The sequence below is a fragment of the Haloplanus sp. XH21 genome (genome assembly GCF_023276355.1).
Classification (GTDB): domain Archaea; phylum Halobacteriota; class Halobacteria; order Halobacteriales; family Haloferacaceae; genus Haloplanus; species Haloplanus halobius.
The window spans coordinates 280,403-298,019 of record NZ_JALLPL010000001.1 but is presented as its reverse complement, the minus strand read 5'-3'; the positions used below and the strand labels follow the sequence as shown (position 1 = coordinate 298,019).

Genomic DNA, 17,617 nt, shown 5'->3' with positions numbered 1-17,617 from the left:
TGAGACTCGATGACTCGGGAGTACCTTCGCGTGACCCCTACGTCCGCAGGGCTCGAACCTGACGTCGTTTCCACCGCAATCACCAGCCTGCACAAGCTTTCGGCGACCGACTCGGACGGCGTCATCGCGCGCCTAACTCCGTTCCGGAGCGAACAGCCGGTGACGTTCGAGTTCCTCGCGATTAGCGACGGGACAAACGAGCCGGTGGAGTTCTACTACGGGGCCGACACCAAGCTTGACGTTCTCCAGCAGCGCCTGCGATCCATCTACCCCGACTCCTTCGACATCGATCGTGTCGACATCGACATCGTGCGGAAGCTCATTCAGCCCGTCGAGCAGCAGCCCGCTGAATTTGATGGGGGGCTGGAGGAGGAGCGGCTTCTTGATCCAGACGCGGCTGATCCGCCCACCGACCGGAACCCGCCGATTGGGACGGACGGTGGGACGGTTCGGGCACGGCCGTCGCTAGAGGACGTCACTCCCTACGGTGTGCGCTGGCGGGGAAGCGTCGACCGGCGGAAGGATTGGATGACTTCCCTGACCGACTTCTCGGAGACCATCACGCCCACGCCCAATCACGCGGACGAGGAGAATCCGCATTCGGGTCGCGCACCCCTCGCCCCGTTGATCGACCAACTGACGGACGCTGCACAGCCGCTGGCCTTCCAGGTGGTGTTCCAGCGGAAACCGGACTGGTCGAGGCAGGCTCGACGGCGCTCGGGAGCGCTCCTCGCTGGGAAGGACACGCTCCTCCAGAAACTCCTCTCGATCGAATCACCTGGTCGGCGACACGATTCTCATCGCACATCGACGGGGAACCGACACGAACGCCACCGCCATGGTGTCGGTCGGGACCGTCGACGGCCATCCCAGACGAAGATGCGCGACCGCGAACGGGACCAGGAGACCGAGACGCGGCTCGACCACCTCCGCGAGAACACGCCGAAGCGAACCTTCACCGTGAACGCCCGACTGCTCGCACTCTCGACGGATGACGACATCGACGAGCTGGAGACACGCCTCGACACCCTGTGCTCGGTCTTCGACCCTCTCGATGGGCCATACTACGAGATCGAGGGCGAACGGTTCCGGGATCGGGGGTTGTTGGATCGCACGGCGGACACACGCGCTCGCTCAGCACTGGAGCGGTTCCGGACCCGCTCGATCGCGACGCGCCGACGCGACCATCTTCCGAGGCCGACGAACCGGGCGGACAGTCGGCTGGACCTCGTGCTGAACGCCGAGGAACTCGCGAATCTCATCGTCGTCCCGTCGGCGGCGGACCTCACTGTCGAAGGCAGCCGTGGCACGCGCGCCGAGCAGCGGAGCCGCAACCCGCTCCCGCGCCCGACCCACGATATCACCCGCCAACTGCGACGACCGGGCTTAGAACTCGGATACCTGCTCGACGAGAATCGCGACCCCGAGGACGAGCCACTCAGAATCCCACCGGATCTGCTCCCGTTTCACGTCGGCCGGTTCGCCAAGACCGGCGCCGGCAAGTCAATCGCGCTGATCAACGACGCGCTCTCGGTGTACGAGCAGACCTCGGGCCCCGTGTTCCTCATCGACACGAAGGGCGGCGGGCTGCCCGATAACTACATGCGCGCCCACGCGAAGCGCTTCGGCTTCGAGGACCTCGAGGAGAACGTCCTCCACTTCGACATCCCGGAGTTGCTTCCGGGCTTTGCGTTCTTCAACATCGAACCCGCGCTCGCGAACGGCGTCCCACGGCAACAGGCGATCAAGGACCGCGTGGACCACTACGTGGAGGTACTCAAGATGACGATGGGTGCGGAACGCTACGAGCAGGCGGTCGTCTCGCCAAACCTCCTGAAATATCTCATTCGGCTCATGTACGATGCGGAGCACGGCCTCGACCACGGTCGCTACCGCGAGTCGGTGGACTACTTCGGGCAATCACAGTTGGAGCAGGTGGTCGACCAGCTCTACGCGGCCGGCCCGCCACAGGCCGCGCCGGAGGAGGCACCACAATCCAGCAGCGAGGAGGTCACCTCGAAGATTCACCGGCACCTGATGGCCGACCCACAGACGTTCGCGAACATCATGGGCGGGGTGAGCAACCGGATGGACTACATCACGGCCGACCCGTTCCTCCGGCAGATTTTCGACACGACCGAGCCGTGCTTCGACATCAGGAACCTACTCGACGAGGACGTCGTTGTCATCTTCGACCTCGGGGACCTACGGGCGGATGCGGCGACGGTGATGGCGGGCGTCATCCTGACGAACCTGTACGACGCGGTCACGGAACGTGGGTCCGCGGAGCTGGCGGCGACCCCAGACGACTACGTCGCCAATCTCCTGATCGACGAGGCGTCGTCGATCGTGGTGTCGGACGTGTTCAACGACCTCCTCGAGAAGGGTCGCGAATTCAACCTGTCCGTGGAGCTGGTCTCGCAGTTCCCCGAGCAGATGGAACTCGAAGGCGACCGCGAGGTCTACCTGAACGTACTGAACAACATCGGTGCCCCGATCGTCGGCAAGATCGCCGTCGACGACGAGATCGCCCGGGCCCTTGCTCACGAAGACATGGACCCTACCGAGTTTCGGAACCGGGTCCGGGCGCTCCCGCGCGGGGAGTGGATCGCCCAAGTTCCGAGCCCGGAATTCGGCGAGACCGGACCGATGCCGTTCAGTATCGATCCCTTGCCGATTCCGGCGGGCCACCCGGAGAGCGAGGTGCCGCTTACGGCTGCCGAGGAAGCGCGCTTCGGGGACGCCCTCGACACCGTACACGAGCGGACGCAGGCCGACTACGGCGTTCCTGTGGACGGGAACGAGCCGACCGCCCGCGTGCCGGAGCCCCTCCAGGAGACACTCGAACTCGCCACGGACAGTCTCGACGAGTTGCTCGCGGTATTGAGCCGCTATGTCCAGCTCCGGGAGGGAGTTCGGGAGACGAACGAGCCGGTGTCCGTGCGGGCGGTGGACGACCTCCTCGAGACGTGGTACGATACCCAGCTCCCTGGATCGGATTCAGATGCAAATGACGAAGGGGACCGCAACGTGCCTTCGCGTGAGGCGCTCGCCGAGATCCGGGATCGCTCACCGCTGTTCGAGCTGTCGGTCGACACCGACCGAAACGAGACTGTAATGCGGCTGACCGAGACGGGCGAACAGACTTCCGAGCCGGAAACCGGCACGGTGCAGGCGGCCGGCACGGCTGCCCATGACGACGCGATCGGCCGGGTTGAGGCCGCGTTCACCCGTGCGGGCTTCCTGGTTGCACCGGTTCGACAGGACGGGAGCGCGCAGCCGGATGCGTGGGCGGTCCATCCCGAGGCCGAGGTTCCGATCGCCCTCGAGGTCGAAACCACGACGCACACGAAGCCCGCGAAGGTGCTGACCAATCTGGCCCGAGCTCAAGAACACGGTGTCGTCCCGGTGTTTGTGGTTCCTCCCGGCGACGACGCCGAGAGTGCCATCGCTCAACGCGTTGCGAACATCCTCGAGGATCCGGTCAAGACACGGAAGCGAGGCGAGGTCGAGTTGTACGTCGGGACCGACCACGTTACCTTCAACGGCGGGGCCGAGGCCGACAACGGCGTCACGGCCGTCCGACCCGTCGCGTCGGAGACCGACACGACATCGAATCGGACCCGGTGGCGCAGGGAGGGTAGGGAGTACGTCCTCACCGATGAGGATGGGACCGAGCACGCCCGGGTGGCGGACGTGGATGCGGCACCAAAAGAGCAGTTCCCCGCCACGTACAGTATCGACCGGGACTCTGGAACGGTGACGGTCTCGGTCCCGGGTGAACTCCCCCGGACGTACGAGTCGGAAGCGGCGTTCCGCGAGGACTGGGTGCCGGTCAAGCGCCCGGTCCTCCCGGAGAGTGATCTGCCTGTGGCGGAGTACGATCCGGAGACGTATGTGATCGGCGTGCTCCGTGATGGTGACCGAGCCACCGAGAAACGGAACGAGGACGTGGCCATCTACCAGGACAGCGCACTCCACCCGGTTCAGGGGCTCACCGAAGCCCTCCAGACGGGCGAGCTTCGAGCTGCGCGTTCCCACCCAGACGACGTCCACGGTTCTGAACAACCCGCCACAGTAACGGCTGATGGCGGCGCGTGCGAGCAGGATTTTGCAGGTAGGCAGGGAGAGGCTCAATCAACATCCACTGCGGAGACGAACTCATCGTCGCCGGACAGCGCGGCAGCAGGCGTGGAATCGTTCGCATCTGAACGGCTCGTCGAGGATGAGGGGAACGTCATCCCGTTCCGGGAAGTCTACGACGCATACGAGTTCTTCGTGGAGGCGAACGAGTTCGAGCCCAAGCCGGACACTCACCTCACACCCGCACTCAAGGAGCACATTACGGTCGAGAGCCAATCGAAGTGGTTCGACGGCGAGACCCAGCAGTGCTACATCGGCGTTGATCTGGTTGACAGCGGTGCCCAACGAGGTGACCGGGGCGAATGAGGGCGAAGACGGAGCCTCAGAGGATGACGTCTGGTCACCTCAGAGCCAGATCCCGATGCCACGTGGATCGCCCGACGGCGGTTCCTCAGAGGCAACTGGCTGCGGGGTCTCTGGGTCTGAGGGACGACTGCTGGCTCTTAGGCAGTTGTGTCACGCGATTTCCCCCGGCCACTTGCCGACCTAAGAGCCATCAATCGACTAGTATAGGTGGCGTTTTGAGCGCAAATGGGTGGTGGGGAGGCGAATCGGTGGTGGAGTGGAAATGGAGGGGTGAAAGATTGGAGTTGGTTGTTCGGGCCCCACGAGGGGGTGATGGCCATGCCGATGCAGATGCGTGACGTCGACGGCCTGCCGGACGCGCTGACGGCGCGCGACCAGTGGGTGTGCTGGCGGCGCGAGGACCGCGACGGCAAGGCGACGAAGGTGCCGGTCGAGCCGTCGACGGGCGGCTACGCCTCCACGACCGATGGGTCGACCTGGACGAGCGTCGAGACGGCGCTCGCGTCGACCGAGGGCGCCGACGCGGACGGCATCGGTTTCGTGTTCACTGACGACGATCCGATCGTCGGCGTCGACCTCGACGACTGCCGCGATCCCGACAGCGGGAAGATCGACGAGTGGGCACGAGACGTCGTCACCCGTCTGGACTCGTACGCGGAGGTGTCGCCGTCGGGAACCGGCGTCCACGTCATCGTCGAGGGCGACCTCCCAGAGGGCCGGAGCCGCTCGGGTGACGTCGAGATGTACGAGACGAGCCGGTTCTTCACCGTCACCGGCGACCACCTCGATGCGACGCCGAACACGGTGGACCGCCGCGACGACGCGATTCGGGACATTCACGCCGATTACGTCAAGGACACGACCGCTGACGACGCCGACGAGGACGAGGATGTCCCGCCGAGAACTGACGTCGGGGACGTCGATCTCGACGATTCGGAGCTGCTCGAGCGGGCCCGGGCCGCCGAGAACGGCGACCGATTCGACGCGCTCTGGCGGGGACAGACCAGCGGCTACGACTCCCACTCGGAGGCGGACATGGCGCTGTGTATGCACCTGGCGTTCTGGACGGGAGGTGATGCGGCACGGATGGATTCGCTGTTCCGCCAGTCCGGGCTGATGCGCGAGAAGTGGGACGAGGTCCACTACGCCGATGGGTCGACGTACGGGGAGAAAACCATCGAGCGGGCGATTGCGAACACGTCGGAGTTCTACGACCCATCGTCCAGCGACGACGCCGATGACGACCGTTCCACGTCAGGTGAGGTACCTACTGGGGCCGGTCGTGAGGAACCCGACCGCAGTCACGCGTATCTCACCGAGAAGACGCGGCTCTTGACTGCCCGGGTCAACGAACTCGAGGCGACGCTCGCCCGGAAAAACGAGCGCATCGACGCCCTCGAAGCGGAGATCGAGCGGCTTGAGGAAGCACTTGCAGCTGGTGACCGAGAGCCTGGGAATTCCCGAGACGCACGCACTGTCGATGCTGCTGAGGAGGATGACGAAGCCGGGGAGGCGTCCGTGTGGGACCGGACGAAACGGTGGCTCGAAAGTGATGCTACGTAGCCCCGGTGGACTGCAACGGCTTCGACCGAGGTTTGCCACAAGGTGAGTTCATTCGGCTTCAAGTTCGCGAGCGTCGAGTTCGCCGGTGAGATACTGCTCTCCCCGACGAGTGATGTCGTAGACGCCGTTTCCGAGGTGGACGATGAGGCCGTAGGTAACGAGTGTCTTGCAGCGGGCGTTGATGTGTTGGCGTGAGAATCGAACCCGATCGCTGTCCGCCATTTCTTTCGGGGTATCGGGGCCGGCTTCAGAGAGATGCTCTAGAATGCGGTCATCGGCGCGAGACATCCAGTCGGCGTCAAAGCGCATAATCACTTGTGGTTGCGCCGACGCTATCCCGAACGCGCTAAGTCAACCAGAAAATCTATAAGCAACTATAATTGACTCATAACCCTTTAAATGCCGGCCGTCCTAAGTTTCGAGCGTTGAGATGAATTGCTCTTCAAGCACGGGACCTGGGGCATCGCCGGATCTCGTCGTCGAGATTATCGAGACGCTCGAAGCGTGCGGGGTAGATCGGGACGAGTACCAGCTGTACGACGCTATCGACGTCGAAGCACTCGAACAGATCGTGAACTCGTCGGGTGGAAACGTGGAAGTACAGTTTACGGTGGAAGGGCACCGCCTTGCGGTGACTCCAGAGAGCGTCGACGTCCTGATTGACGACGAAACGTCCGATTCTACGGATCAGTAGGTGGTCTGCGATCAAAACCGTGGATCATCCTTGAAAGCCCACGGCCGCTCGGCATCCCGCGACCCACGCTGCGCGCCTCGTCCCTTCGGTGCTTGCGGGGTCGGGGGACGACCGAGGCGGCCGCGCCCTTTCTGAGTCCGCCAGGGAGGTGGATGGTTCACCGAGCGACGTGGCCGGCTGGACAGATGTGTACGTACCGGCCCGCCCCGCTCGCCGCTGCCGCCCTCCGCGTCGCTCGCGACCGACCATTCCGGGCGTGCGGGCGCTCTCCGCACCGCTCGCGCCCGTTCCGGGCTAAAGTGCATGTGCCCTCGTCGCCAGCGCTTCACCCGTTCGGGTCCTCCGGACCTCGGCAAAGCCGACCGCGACGGACGTGGTTGCGTCGCGGCGAACGGGGAATGCGCTGGACGCTCGCTCCGGGCGGGTCGGCGCGCGCTGCTGGTTGGGGCCACCTCGCTCGGGCGCGCTCTCGCTCGCGCCCGGTAGGGCGCTCGCGAAGGCGCGAGCGAGAGCGCGCAGTCGGTGCTATCGGTCGTCGACGTCGTCGGAAAACCGCGATGTAGGAGCATCGCGGTGGCGGCGCGTGAGCGCCTTCGGTCTTTGGTGAGACCAATGTCAAGTAACAGCTCTAGTAGCAAGGTCGTTACGGTGGATGAACAGGCATTCGAACGAACTGAAGACGCCGGCGTCGACGAGGACGGCTTCGAGGTGGTCGATGGGACACCGGAGCTCAGAGCGACGGTCGAGCAGGAGACGCAGGCGAAGGTGGATTCGAACCATCCGGACGGGATCGTCCAGGACTTCTCACACCTGCCGCTGGCCCAGGAAGAGCGCATTCGTGCCAGGGAAGCAGAACTGGAGCGCATCAGTGCGCAGGCCGAACTCGGAACGCAACACGGACGGGCGGAGCGCACGCGTGCGGTCGTCACCGAGCAGGTCCGCCGACGGACGAGAGCGAACTCGGACCGGGGACAGCACGGAGATACCGCTGATCCACGGGAAGCCCTTTCGCAAGAGCATCTCGCAACGGTCAACCAGGAGGCACACCGGATTGCCGAAAAGATCGAGCACGGTCCCAGTCGGGCGGCGATCGCCCGACTCCTCGCCGACAAGGTCGTGGACGGGCAGGGAATCACCGATGCGGTGTTCGACACGCTCGACGCCGTGAAGCAGATGCCCGGTGTCATCATCCCGATCGACGAGGTGCCGGACGTGCCGGTCAGCGAGGTGAGCGTCAGCGGTCAGATCATCGAGCTGTGGCGACCGAGTAGTTCGGCCATCAGTCAGGTCGGGCTGATCGCGGACGAGAGCGGCAAAATCAAGTTCACCAGCTGGTCGAAGAGCGACCAGAAAGGGGTCAGAGAGGGCGATCGCGTCCAGATCAAATACGCGAAGAAGAACTGGTACCGGGGCCGGTGCAGCATCGCACTGACCTACGACAGCCGGATCGTGTTCCCGGAGCGCGACCGGCAGTGGTGGAAGGGGTAGTGGACTAAGCGCCCCTCTTTTTGATGTGTGCCGAACCGGCCCGAGCCCCGCCACCCCACCCTCCGCTCCCGGCCTCCCTGCGGTCGGCCGGCAGCCACGACCCCGGTGTCGCTTGAACTGCGTTGCTGAGGGCAGTCGGACGCATATTTCCACCGGAAAACCCCTTTGTTTCGGCTTCAATTCCGCACGCAGTCATACGATTTTTACGTCAAAATTTCACTTTCACCTCGGTGACCTCAGTTTTAATGCTTGCGGTACCTTCAATCGAAGCACAGTGACGGATTTGAAAATCACCACCGTCAACGACTTCGACCGGAACGGCATTTTCCCGCTACGGAACATCCGCGTGGAGGGAAAGAAGATACAGACACCGACCGCAGCTACGCTACCTGGGAAACTCCGTCAGCACGAGGAGTTCCATCCAGACAGCGGCGGTGTAAGTGAGCTATACCGGACCGTGGGGGGCGACGACCTCGATGAGGCGATGCGCGATCCCGAGGGAAGTACAATCAACTCTGACCTCGAAAGTCAGTATTCCAGCGCACCCGACGACTCGTTGAAGGTCACTTTCACAAAGTACACCGAAGCAAGTACGCTCGGTGTAGCCCACGCCCAGTACCTGTCGGACATCCACGCCGCCTACTCCGACATACTCACTATCCCCCTGATGCCGAAGCTGGTGAGAAACGTCGAGGACGGACTCAACGACCCGTCCTATCGTTCGTTCAAGAAGAGCGCCGTCGCCTTCCTGAACCAGGTCGAAGAGCGACATCCTGACGCCCCTGTCATGGGCCTCATCCCGCGCTTGGGGTGGGAGTTCATCGACGATCTGCTGGAGGTATACGAGGCCCACGACGTGACGACCTACGCCTTCGACTTCGACCGGTGTAAGGTGACCACCGGCACGCAGTTGTCAATGGTCGCGCCGCTGATGCAGAGCATAGCGAACCGAGGTATCGAGGAACATACCCTGTTCTACGCCATCAATCCCTCACCGGGTACGAGACAGCAGGCAATCGGTGCCCGGCCTGCTTCCGACATCGCTTCAGTCGGTCTCGGCTTCGACATCATCGGCGGATGCCATGTGTCGCCCCGGATGCCCGAGGAAGCGTTCGAGGAGATGGAATCGGAACAGGGCGAGGATGGCGAACCCGAGTTCCGCCTGTTCGACAGGGCGGACTGGGTCTACCGTGACATTCCGGTGAGCGATCTACCGGATGTGTTCCCCGACGAAACCGCCTTCGACGCGGAGGGTGTCGCTGCTCGCGTTCGTCGCTCACCCACGAACGCTAAGTACCGCTTGCAGAAGCTGGTCAATGGCGAGCAAAAGGCGTTAGCGGCCAACGACCTCCGAGACGCGCTGGCGTCCGAGAAGGCCTATTCGAAAGTCATTACGAAGATCGGAGTAACCGACCAGACACAGTCGGCTTACAAAAAGGCACGAGCTGGGTTTGACGAAGAGCGATTCCGGCAATCGGGCGTTGGCGAGTTCTGAGGTAACTACTGGGTGTCCGGACCTGGACACCGACCGACAGCCGCTTTTCGTTCGTGTTCTATCGTTTGCATCGGTTGACCGCACTCTGGACAGAGGTCGTACTGTGGTTGGTCATCAGCGAACTGTGCGGTGACTTCGGCGAGTTTCTCCCATCCGTATCGTTCGCCGTCGTCGAGATAATTGCCACTCCAGAGGAGAAGCTGTGTGTCTGGTCCCGGTGCAGTCAATAGATAGCTCTCGTCGCCGGTGGTCAGAACCAGTTTGGGACCAAAATACGGCGTTGTACGTTTGACAACCGTGGTCTCCGACGGAATGTCGCCATGCTGTCCGAGGCGGGATACCACGTCAACAATCTGGATGTTATCACCACGTTCCGCTCGGAGCATCACCATCTTTGAATCGTACTCCGTTGCTGGTGGGCCGGGTTCCGCCTCGCGTTCAACCAGCCGTTGGTTCGCCACATGGTCCGTGGATGTTCGCTGCATGAAACGGTCTACCTAGCTGGAGAGGATAAAAGAGTGGGCTACGTCAATTGTATGTGGCTAACTACAAGGCCTTTGTTCCCTGCTTCGCTTGTCGTTACAGATAACCCTCGCTCCCATTCAGGCCGGTGCCGTACTGACTATGCGCACTGTATGAAGCAGGCTGGTATTATCAGATTTCGATGATTTCAACGGAGCTGTAAATTCATAACCTGCGGTTTGAAGCCACTCTCAGCAACGCATCGAGATTAATTTTGTCGGCCCCTGATTGGTGAGGGCCCTGCCACGACGCGGTCCTCGTTCTCCGGTGAAAACCATGGCAAGTAGAGACATCTACGAGAGAACGTTCGACGAGGACGGACAGGCTGACGCAAGCGCGAACCAGTGCCCCGAGTGCGGCGGTCACGTCACAACGAACGCCGTGGAAACGTTCTGTGAGGCCTGTGGGCTGGTACTCGACGCACAGCCGATCGACCACGGCCCGGAATGGCGAACCTTCGAAGATGACGAGACAGATCCCGAGCGAACCGGCGCGCCGCTGACGCCGACCCGCCACGATCGCGGCCTGTCGACCGAAATCGGTCGCAGGACCGACGGCAACGGGAACACGCTCTCAGGGCAGAAACGCTGCCAGTTGGGCAGACTCAGACGGGAACACAACCGCGGTCGCTGGCGCTCGAAAGCCGAACGGAATCTCGCACACGGCCTGGCCGAGACGCGCCGTGTCGCGAGCGCGCTTGACATCCCGGAGAGCATTCGTGATCAGGCCTGTGCGCTCTACCGCAGTGCATCCAGCGAGGACCTCCTTCCTGGTCGTTCCATCGAAGCGATCGCCGCCGCGAGCGTCTACGCGGCGTGTCGCTGTAACGTCCTTCCACGCACACTTCCGGAGGTTGGTGGCGTCGCGAAGGTCGCCGCCGAGCGCGTCGAGCACGCCTACGGCGTCCTCAATCGCGAACTCGGACTCCCGGCCATGCCGACGCCGCCCGGAGCCTACGTTCCCCGATTCGCGTCTGCACTTGGGCTCTCGGCTGGGACACGGCACCGGGCGGAGGCACTCGCAGCAAAAGCGAGCGACGAGCAACTCGCGCAAGGGTGTACTCCGAGTGGACTCGCGGCGGCCTGTCTGTATATGGCAGCTCAAGAGCGGTGCGAGCGGGTCACCCAGGCCGACCTCGCCGAGGTTGCGGACGTGACCCCTGTCACGATTCGCGCACGATGGGACGAACTCCGTACGCTCGTCGACGATGACGGCGACTGAACAACGGATTCCGTCAAGCTAACAGCCGCTCTATCGACTGCCGGACGATGGTCGGATCGACCTCGATGAGGCCGGCTGTCCGGTCGTAGAGATCGTCGCTCGTCATCGACTCGAACGCTGTAATGTCCTCGTCGGTCAGGCGTGCTCGAACCGCTGACCGAATGTCGGCATAGTCGGTCACGTACCAGAGGAGTGCGTGCAGGTCCGCGAGATCCTTCAGTTGCTTGTGGCTCTTGTCGCGGTCCGGAAACGCCCGGACCTTCATCGCTGCGAGGAGTTCGGCTGGGGCGATGAACGAGTCAGGCGGCTGCTCCCAGTCGACGTAGTCGGCGAGCGGCTCTCCCGCGTCTGCCTCGAACACTGGTTCGAGCAGGGGTTCAGCCGGTGGACGAAATCCAAAGGTGTCCTGAAAGACGTCGAGTGCTGTCGTATCCGGGATGATGTCGATGTCGACCCGGAAGACGTTGTGTGCCGGCTGGTCGCGCGCCGCTGCGTCGTCGAGGCGCTCGTGTGTGTCCCTGTGGAACTGCTGGTAGAAGCCGAACCGGCCGCGGCTGTATCCGAGGTCGTTCTCGATACGCTCGAGCGTGGTTGCAACCGGCGCTGTCTGCAGTTCGTCAGTCGACCACGCTGGGTCGACGTGGATCCCGAGGTCAATGTCCCGGGAGCCAATGTACGCGCGGTCGTGGGCGGCTTGAAAGCCGTCCGTGACCTGGAGGTGGACCGCCCACCCGCCGAGCAGACAGACGGGGGGTTCGGCAGCCGAGAGGACGTCCTGCAGTTCGCCTTCCGAGAGGGATGTCACCGGCTCGGCGTACTGGCTGCGATCCGCGTTACTCATCGGTCAGCCCGTGGTATTGCTTCAGGAGGCGATTCGCGGCTTCGACTGCCGGACCGTCCTCGTCGAGAAGATCGACGATCAACTGTGGGACCGAGACAGTCGTGACCTCGTCGACCGTCTGCGTATTGTAGAAGACGTGCTCGTCGGTTGCGCGGAGTTCGGTGTTTCCGCCGCCGACGAACCCCTTCTGTTCGATTACGTTCAGCCAGTCGTCGATGTCCTCCTCTCGCACGTAGAGTGCCGTCGTCGACGCGAACAGAAATCCCTGGTGTACCTGTTCGGCTTCGTCGGTCGTCAGCGCATAGTCGAGTCCCGCCTCGCGAATGGTCTCCAGCGGCTGTTGGAGCGAGACGCGCACCGCGTTCGGCTCGATCCGCGTCTCCACCCAGCGGTCATAGAGGGCTGCTGGGTCGAGGACGGTGGTGTCCTCGACGAGTCCGTCATCTTCGAGCTGGTCGAGGTAGTCGTACGCCCACGACGTGGAGACGTCCGCCTCGTTGGCGACTGCATAGCGGCTCAGCTCACCAGCATCGTGATTCAGCAGCACTCGGTGGAGGCGTTCCTTCTTGAACCCGCGCTCACGCGCTGGTTTCTCGAGTAGCATTGTGTCTAGGTTATCGGCCATACTTATATATGTAACCGGAATTCCGGTACTACGAGGAACTTAAATACTGAACCGGAACGTTTCAAGCCTGTCTTCTCAGTTCAGCTCATTTGTTCTGCGCCGGCGATGGGTGCCGGCGCAGCAGGGGTACCGATCGGATCCGTTCCACCGCGTCGGCGTGTTGAGGTGAGTACGATGCATATGGTCATTTACGCCATCGTAGAGGCATCGACGCAAGACAAAGCGCTGGCCACCGGAAAGACGGTGTTCGACCGGCTGGTCGGCGCAGACCCGCACTCCTGCGCCGTCTTCGATTACTTTGTCACGTTCGAACAGGAGGACACGACGGTCGCGGGCAAGGCGCGATGGGGTGAGCTTCCGACTGCGGCCCCGGTCGATTCCGATGACGGTCAGGCATTGCTCGAGCGTGGGTGGGAGGCGACGAAGGAGGAGTTCGAGCGCAATCTCGACCGGGTGAAGGAGGCCATCGACGAGCTCTCCGATGAGGAGATCATGCGTGACGAGGATCTCGCCCGGCACGCGTTCCACCAAGTGGGGGCGTACGACGGACCGACGGTGTTCCTGTACACCGAGCACGCAACCGGCATTCGCCACCGTGGACAGCTGGATCGACTCCTCGAGGAGAGTGAAGAGCTCTGGATCGTGCCCGCGGACGTCCACTTTTGAGCAGACATGCCCCGAATCACCAACTGGAGCCTGGAGAGTCGAACGCCCACACTCGCGTACCGGAACACCGAGACCGGTGCGCGAGCCGTCTTGCATCGAGCGCCAGACTCGTACGCCTCCAAGTGGCGCGCGGCCATTCTCGTCGACGGCTACCCGATTTGGTCGCGTGGATTCGACACGAAGGAGACGATCACGTTTCGGGATGCACTCCGGGACCGGCCGACTCCCGAACTGTGCTGTCCCGAGTGTCAGAGCGAAACCGTCTTCGTCGGCGAGAAATCGGCAGATGGATCAAAGGTACAGCGCTGGTTCGACTGCCCCGAATGCGGTTACGAAGCACCATCGAAAATCGTATACGGCGCTGAGCGCTGAAGATGTGTGCGCAACTACTGTAGGTCTATTTCTGGGCTGAGATGGGTGGCCCGTCCTGAGCGGGCTAGGTTCACCGATGAGTCTGGAAGTCATCGATCGCCACAGCGAAGCACTGTTCGAGTTCCTCTGGTGTCCGGTTTGCGGGCACGAGGTGTTCAGTCACATTCCCTTCGAGGGAGTGTTCTGCAAGAACTGCAACACGCAGGTCGTACTCCAAGAATCCCGAGAAACACGCGGCTACGAGGAGGTTGTGCTCGCCTGCTTCGACACCGACTCGACGTGGAACCTCCACGTCGACGAGAAACTGCGTTGCGACCTGCCTGACGGCTCGGCACGGGTGAAGGTTCTCGGCGCACCGGGCACAAACGAGGTCGACTGGTGGAGTCCAAAACCTGACGACGACTGGGAGCCGGTCGAGCGTGGTGAGTTCGACGATGTGGAGGAACCAGACGAGGTGTCACATCTAGCGTAGCGGATTTTAATCTCGCAACGACTGTGTGGTGTTGTTCCTGCGCCGGCGATGGGTGCCGGCGCACACGCGCCGGGGAGTATCGATGTCGACACGGAGCCAACTCCGATTCGTCCAACGAGTCGAACAGCCTGATGAAACAGCTGGCAGCGCCGCCCGCGTCGCGCAGGTGTACCGGCATTCGGACGGCTACCCGGCGAGCGTCCTCAGGGATCTCACTCAGCTGAAGGAGCTTCTCGATGCGACTCGTACCGAACGCGGACCGGGCTACACGGCGGCGACGTTCGTGTTCCTCGACAAGCTCTCGACGGTCGGCCTCTATCTGGATGGTGACTCGGAACGAACGATCGACGCGGTCCAGCCAGCGGACCTCCTCGATCCGGCCAACATGGAACACCTCGACCAGCCACTGTACCTGCTGGGCCACGGCGTTGAGGATCCGGCCGACGGCATTCACGGTGACGAGGAGTACCTCTACGTGGTCGAACTCCCGACGGAGAACGCGTTCGACGAGCCCGCAGAGTGGACCGTCAAGGTGAGCGGTCACTCCGCGTTTCCCCGCTGGGACGGTCCAACCGAAGAAGCCTTCGAGCGGGCCAGCTGGCAGTTCCACGGTCCGCTGGAGGACGCACTCGAAGAGCTGGTTGCTGAGCCGGCGTGAGAGCGCGACCGGTCTAAATGACGCCGCCGATGACGAGCAGGCCAACGACGAGCAGCAGCGTCGCGACTACGCTCCCGCCGGCCAGCCACTTGTTCTCCATCGCCTTCTCGTGGAGCGGCATCTCGGCGTACTCCTCGCGGAACGCCTCGAGGTTCTCCTCGTCGTAGAAGTATTTCGTCTTCAGTGCGAACCGCCCAGTGACTGCACAGCCCGTGCAGACCGGCTCGCCCTCCAGACGCACCGTTTTGGTGTGGCTGGTGCTGGCGATCGCCCCACAGTTGGGACAGTACGTGTACGTCTCGTCGACGCCGCTCGTGTCACAGTGGACGCAGCGATGGACGCCGTCCTCGGCGGTCACCCGTGACGGTCCTGCCGCGTAGTACTCGTAAGGGTAGGTGTACTCCTGGAGTTCGGTCGTCTGTCGAACCTCGGGGAGGTACACTGGTTCGATCGATTGGACGGAGATGTCCGAGCGGTTCGGGTCACAGGTTTTGTTGTACGTGACGTTGTTGTCGCCGGTGTAGGTCACCGTCGTCGTATGGTGCTGCTGGAGCCGCTCGACGGCCCACTCTTTGTACTCCGTTTGGGTCTGCCCGAACCGGCGCTCCTCGACCGTGTCGAACGTGTCCTGGAACTGCTCGGTGTCGAGGTCCACCGTCGCGTGGAGGTTGTCAGTGACGAGCGTCGCAACCTCGGTGTCGGCGACGTCGGGACGTCCCCGGTCGGCGTGCGCGACGAACTCCGTGCGCTCGTTAATCCGGTGGACGACGCCGACGGAGGTCTCGAAGACGGCGTTCGTGTCGGCGGTGATCGCGACCACTGGGCGGAAGGCCACTTCCGCGTGTGGGTCGGGGCGGTCAACGGCGTCGATGTTCTCGATGTCGCTGAATGCGTCGTCGACGGGCTTCTAACGAGGCGTCGTCGGGTCGTGCGGACGGAGCGTTTCGTCACAGAGAATTTCGATACGGCCGTTGTAGAGGTCGAGCCCGATCTCGTCGGCGATCTCCCGGAGGTCCTGCCCGTCGATGAGTTCGATGGGGTGGGGGTCGTCGTTCTGCTGGAGCCGGTCGGCATACTCCCGGGCGGGGTTCGTGAAGCGGCCTGTCGTGACGACCATGCCGCGTTTCGGGCCGGCGGCGTCGAATGTGGCGATCGCAGAGTGCAGTTTCTGGACGACCGGGCGGCCGGCGGTCGCGGTATGCTTGCACTCGACGACGATCGACCGCCGGGTGCCGTCGACGACCTCCTCCATGAGGACGTCCCGGCCCTCGTCGGCCGTGCGCTCGGCCTGGCGGACGTTCACGTAGCCGAGATTCCGGAACACGTCCTCCATGAGGTCTTCGAACTCGAAGCCCGAGAGATCGTCTAGTACAGCCATCCCGAATTATGTGGACAGTACGTTGCAACTGCCAAATACGTTGCCGAACGCAGCTACGTCCTGTTTTTTGAACCTCTGAGCATCTTCGATAGGTACTGGTGGGCTGCCTCTTTGTCTATGATCCCTTCCTTCGTCAGATCGAGAATGCATTCAAGCAGTATCTCGTCCCGCGTCTCTTGGCCTTGATCTCCTCTGTGGTCCTCAAGAGCCGGTTGGGACGTCTCGCTTGTTCTTCCGGCAAGGGCCGATATCGGATACCTCTCAACTGTTTCGGACTCAGAGAGGGGAATCGGGTTCTCTTCGTCGATCGGGAGAACATGGGGAGTGGGATGCGTTCGAAAATATTTCGCGGAACACATCGGGAGCCAGCGTTCACAGGACTGACAGAACCGCCGGAATTTGTTTCCAGGCCGCGGTCGCTGTTCAATCTCTTCGTCAAGGACGGGAACTACCTGGTTCTGCTGACAGTATTTACAGTTCTCCATGGGTCAGTACCCCTATCGAAAGGAGGTATAAATCCAAATTTGGATTAGCAGTCTCGTTGACCTCAGAAACCGTTGATAGGTCCCGGAAGTCGTGCTCGATACATCCCCGATATACAGTATTAGCGCTGAAACCAACATCGAGAGGACGCCGGCTAGCAGAGCGTCAACTTCCCCCAGCGTGACGCCGCGAGCGGTTTTCGCGCCCGTCGGAGAGGGCGAGGGCTCCACCGAGGGTCCTCGTTCAGAGGTGACTTCCTGTGAGTGAACAACAGAGTGCGAATAACGTCTCGATCGACGACATTCCGGTCGATATCGCGAACACGCAATCAGGCGACGTCGATCCCACCGAGGTTCCCGACGAGATCGAGTCGATCACGCGTGGGCTCGCCGGCGCGCACCCACCGACGAACCCACTCGTCGTTCTTAAAGCGGCTCGCTGGTGGTACGTCCACGGCAACGGTGGAACGGATCCCGCGTTTCGGTGGGCCATCGAGTGGGCACACCACCTCGCAACCGACGCACCGAGCGATGTAGTCCAGTTCGACGAGTTCCTCGAGTATCTCGTCTCGGTGGGCTTTGCAACCGAGAAACACGAACTGCGGTGATCGCCACCGCGAGTTTTTCTGCGCCCAGGAGGGGCGAGGCGCTCGCTGAGATGCAGCGAGTGCCGACTTCGTTCGGTGATATC

General features: G+C 62.6%; 16 protein-coding genes and 1 pseudogene. 11 read left to right on the top strand and 6 right to left on the bottom strand.

The genetic code is table 11. The annotated features are described in order from the left end of the window. The first annotated feature begins 30 nt into the window (after positions 1 to 30). A complete protein-coding gene (locus MXB53_RS15745; protein ID WP_248895437.1) occupies positions 31 to 4,449 on the top strand; it encodes a primase-like DNA-binding domain-containing protein in 4,419 nt (1,472 codons plus the stop codon). A gap of 324 nt (positions 4,450 to 4,773) precedes the next feature. Continuing rightward, positions 4,774 to 6,012 carry a phage NrS-1 polymerase family protein gene (locus MXB53_RS01435; protein ID WP_248895436.1) on the top strand — a complete coding sequence of 413 codons (1,239 nt, stop codon included), beginning with the start codon at positions 4,774 to 4,776 and terminating at the stop codon, positions 6,010 to 6,012. Between the two features lie 48 nt (positions 6,013 to 6,060). Here the strand turns inward: MXB53_RS01435 and MXB53_RS01430 are convergent, their stop codons facing one another. Then, complete coding sequence (locus MXB53_RS01430; RefSeq protein ID WP_345779686.1) at positions 6,061 to 6,321, bottom strand: MarR family transcriptional regulator; 261 nt, start codon at positions 6,319 to 6,321, stop codon at positions 6,061 to 6,063. Positions 6,322 to 6,442: 121 nt separating this feature from the next. On the opposite strand from MXB53_RS01430, the gene MXB53_RS01425 reads away from it, so the two are divergent. The 3 genes from MXB53_RS01425 (at position 6,443) to MXB53_RS01415 (ending at position 9,689) form a co-directional block, all read left to right on the top strand. Continuing rightward, positions 6,443 to 6,706 carry a HalOD1 output domain-containing protein gene (locus MXB53_RS01425; RefSeq protein ID WP_248895434.1) on the top strand — a complete coding sequence of 88 codons (264 nt, stop codon included), beginning with the start codon at positions 6,443 to 6,445 and terminating at the stop codon, positions 6,704 to 6,706. A gap of 612 nt (positions 6,707 to 7,318) precedes the next feature. Beyond that, the gene (locus MXB53_RS01420; RefSeq protein ID WP_248895433.1) at positions 7,319 to 8,194 is read left to right on the top strand and encodes a DNA-binding protein; all 876 of its coding nucleotides are present in this window, start codon (positions 7,319 to 7,321) and stop codon (positions 8,192 to 8,194) included. Between the two features lie 274 nt (positions 8,195 to 8,468). Then, positions 8,469 to 9,689, top strand: coding sequence for a hypothetical protein (locus MXB53_RS01415; protein WP_248895432.1), 1,221 nt, complete (start codon positions 8,469 to 8,471; stop codon positions 9,687 to 9,689). 5 nt (positions 9,690 to 9,694) lie between these two features. Here the strand turns inward: MXB53_RS01415 and MXB53_RS01410 are convergent, their stop codons facing one another. Continuing rightward, on the bottom strand, positions 9,695 to 10,150 hold the full coding sequence (locus tag MXB53_RS01410; RefSeq protein ID WP_248895431.1) for a hypothetical protein: 456 nt from the start codon (positions 10,148 to 10,150) through the stop codon (positions 9,695 to 9,697). 337 nt (positions 10,151 to 10,487) lie between these two features. Here MXB53_RS01410 and MXB53_RS01405 point away from each other — a divergent pair, with 337 nt between their 5' ends. Next, entirely contained in the window at positions 10,488 to 11,432 is a 945-nt protein-coding gene (locus MXB53_RS01405; protein ID WP_248895430.1) for a transcription initiation factor IIB, read from the top strand. 13 nt (positions 11,433 to 11,445) lie between these two features. Here the strand turns inward: MXB53_RS01405 and MXB53_RS01400 are convergent, their stop codons facing one another. Both MXB53_RS01400 and MXB53_RS01395 read right to left on the bottom strand, forming a co-directional pair. Continuing rightward, entirely contained in the window at positions 11,446 to 12,273 is an 828-nt protein-coding gene (locus MXB53_RS01400) for a nucleotidyl transferase AbiEii/AbiGii toxin family protein (RefSeq protein WP_248895429.1), read from the bottom strand. Continuing rightward, positions 12,266 to 12,877, bottom strand: coding sequence for a hypothetical protein (locus MXB53_RS01395; protein ID WP_248895428.1), 612 nt, complete (start codon positions 12,875 to 12,877; stop codon positions 12,266 to 12,268). Before MXB53_RS01395 ends, MXB53_RS01400 begins: the two co-directional genes overlap by 8 nt. A gap of 195 nt (positions 12,878 to 13,072) precedes the next feature. Here MXB53_RS01395 and MXB53_RS01390 point away from each other — a divergent pair, with 195 nt between their 5' ends. The 4 genes from MXB53_RS01390 (at position 13,073) to MXB53_RS01375 (ending at position 15,066) form a co-directional block, all read left to right on the top strand. Further along, on the top strand, positions 13,073 to 13,564 hold the full coding sequence (locus MXB53_RS01390; RefSeq protein ID WP_248898051.1) for a DUF7995 family protein: 492 nt from the start codon (positions 13,073 to 13,075) through the stop codon (positions 13,562 to 13,564). Positions 13,565 to 13,570: 6 nt separating this feature from the next. Further along, positions 13,571 to 13,936 carry a DUF7568 family protein gene (locus MXB53_RS01385; protein ID WP_248895427.1) on the top strand — a complete coding sequence of 122 codons (366 nt, stop codon included), beginning with the start codon at positions 13,571 to 13,573 and terminating at the stop codon, positions 13,934 to 13,936. A 76-nt stretch (positions 13,937 to 14,012) separates the two neighbouring features. After that, on the top strand, positions 14,013 to 14,408 hold the full coding sequence (locus MXB53_RS01380) for a DUF7567 family protein (protein WP_248895426.1): 396 nt from the start codon (positions 14,013 to 14,015) through the stop codon (positions 14,406 to 14,408). Between the two features lie 82 nt (positions 14,409 to 14,490). Beyond that, the gene (locus tag MXB53_RS01375) at positions 14,491 to 15,066 is read left to right on the top strand and encodes a hypothetical protein (RefSeq protein WP_248895425.1); all 576 of its coding nucleotides are present in this window, start codon (positions 14,491 to 14,493) and stop codon (positions 15,064 to 15,066) included. Between the two features lie 13 nt (positions 15,067 to 15,079). Here the strand turns inward: MXB53_RS01375 and MXB53_RS01370 are convergent. Together MXB53_RS01370 and MXB53_RS01365 are read right to left on the bottom strand one after the other, a co-directional pair. Beyond that, positions 15,080 to 16,444: pseudogene (locus tag MXB53_RS01370) on the bottom strand (restriction endonuclease). A 53-nt stretch (positions 16,445 to 16,497) separates the two neighbouring features. Then, positions 16,498 to 16,929, bottom strand: coding sequence for a hypothetical protein (locus tag MXB53_RS01365; RefSeq protein ID WP_248895424.1), 432 nt, complete (start codon positions 16,927 to 16,929; stop codon positions 16,498 to 16,500). Positions 16,930 to 17,186: 257 nt separating this feature from the next. On the opposite strand from MXB53_RS01365, the gene MXB53_RS01360 reads away from it, so the two are divergent. Beyond that, positions 17,187 to 17,534: a DUF8013 domain-containing protein gene (locus tag MXB53_RS01360; protein WP_248895423.1), complete on the top strand. Its 348-nt coding sequence runs from the start codon at positions 17,187 to 17,189 to the stop codon at positions 17,532 to 17,534. Positions 17,535 to 17,617: the final 83 nt, after the last annotated feature.

Bases quoted from the DNA above. Each gene is read 5' to 3' on its own strand.
- MXB53_RS01435 (WP_248895436.1), top strand. From the start codon at position 4,774: ATGCAGATGCGTGACGTCGACGGCCTGCCGGACGCGCTGACGGCGCGC.
- MXB53_RS01430 (WP_345779686.1), bottom strand. From the start codon at position 6,321: ATGCGCTTTGACGCCGACTGGATGTCTCGCGCCGATGACCGCATTCTA.
- MXB53_RS01425 (WP_248895434.1), top strand. From the start codon at position 6,443: ATGAATTGCTCTTCAAGCACGGGACCTGGGGCATCGCCGGATCTCGTC.
- MXB53_RS01420 (WP_248895433.1), top strand. From the start codon at position 7,319: ATGTCAAGTAACAGCTCTAGTAGCAAGGTCGTTACGGTGGATGAACAG.
- MXB53_RS01405 (WP_248895430.1), top strand. From the start codon at position 10,488: ATGGCAAGTAGAGACATCTACGAGAGAACGTTCGACGAGGACGGACAG.
- MXB53_RS01400 (WP_248895429.1), bottom strand. From the start codon at position 12,273: ATGAGTAACGCGGATCGCAGCCAGTACGCCGAGCCGGTGACATCCCTC.
- MXB53_RS01395 (WP_248895428.1), bottom strand. From the start codon at position 12,877: ATGCTACTCGAGAAACCAGCGCGTGAGCGCGGGTTCAAGAAGGAACGC.
- MXB53_RS01390 (WP_248898051.1), top strand. From the start codon at position 13,073: ATGCATATGGTCATTTACGCCATCGTAGAGGCATCGACGCAAGACAAA.
- MXB53_RS01385 (WP_248895427.1), top strand. From the start codon at position 13,571: ATGCCCCGAATCACCAACTGGAGCCTGGAGAGTCGAACGCCCACACTC.
- MXB53_RS01380 (WP_248895426.1), top strand. From the start codon at position 14,013: ATGAGTCTGGAAGTCATCGATCGCCACAGCGAAGCACTGTTCGAGTTC.
- MXB53_RS01375 (WP_248895425.1), top strand. From the start codon at position 14,491: ATGTCGACACGGAGCCAACTCCGATTCGTCCAACGAGTCGAACAGCCT.
- MXB53_RS01365 (WP_248895424.1), bottom strand. From the start codon at position 16,929: ATGGAGAACTGTAAATACTGTCAGCAGAACCAGGTAGTTCCCGTCCTT.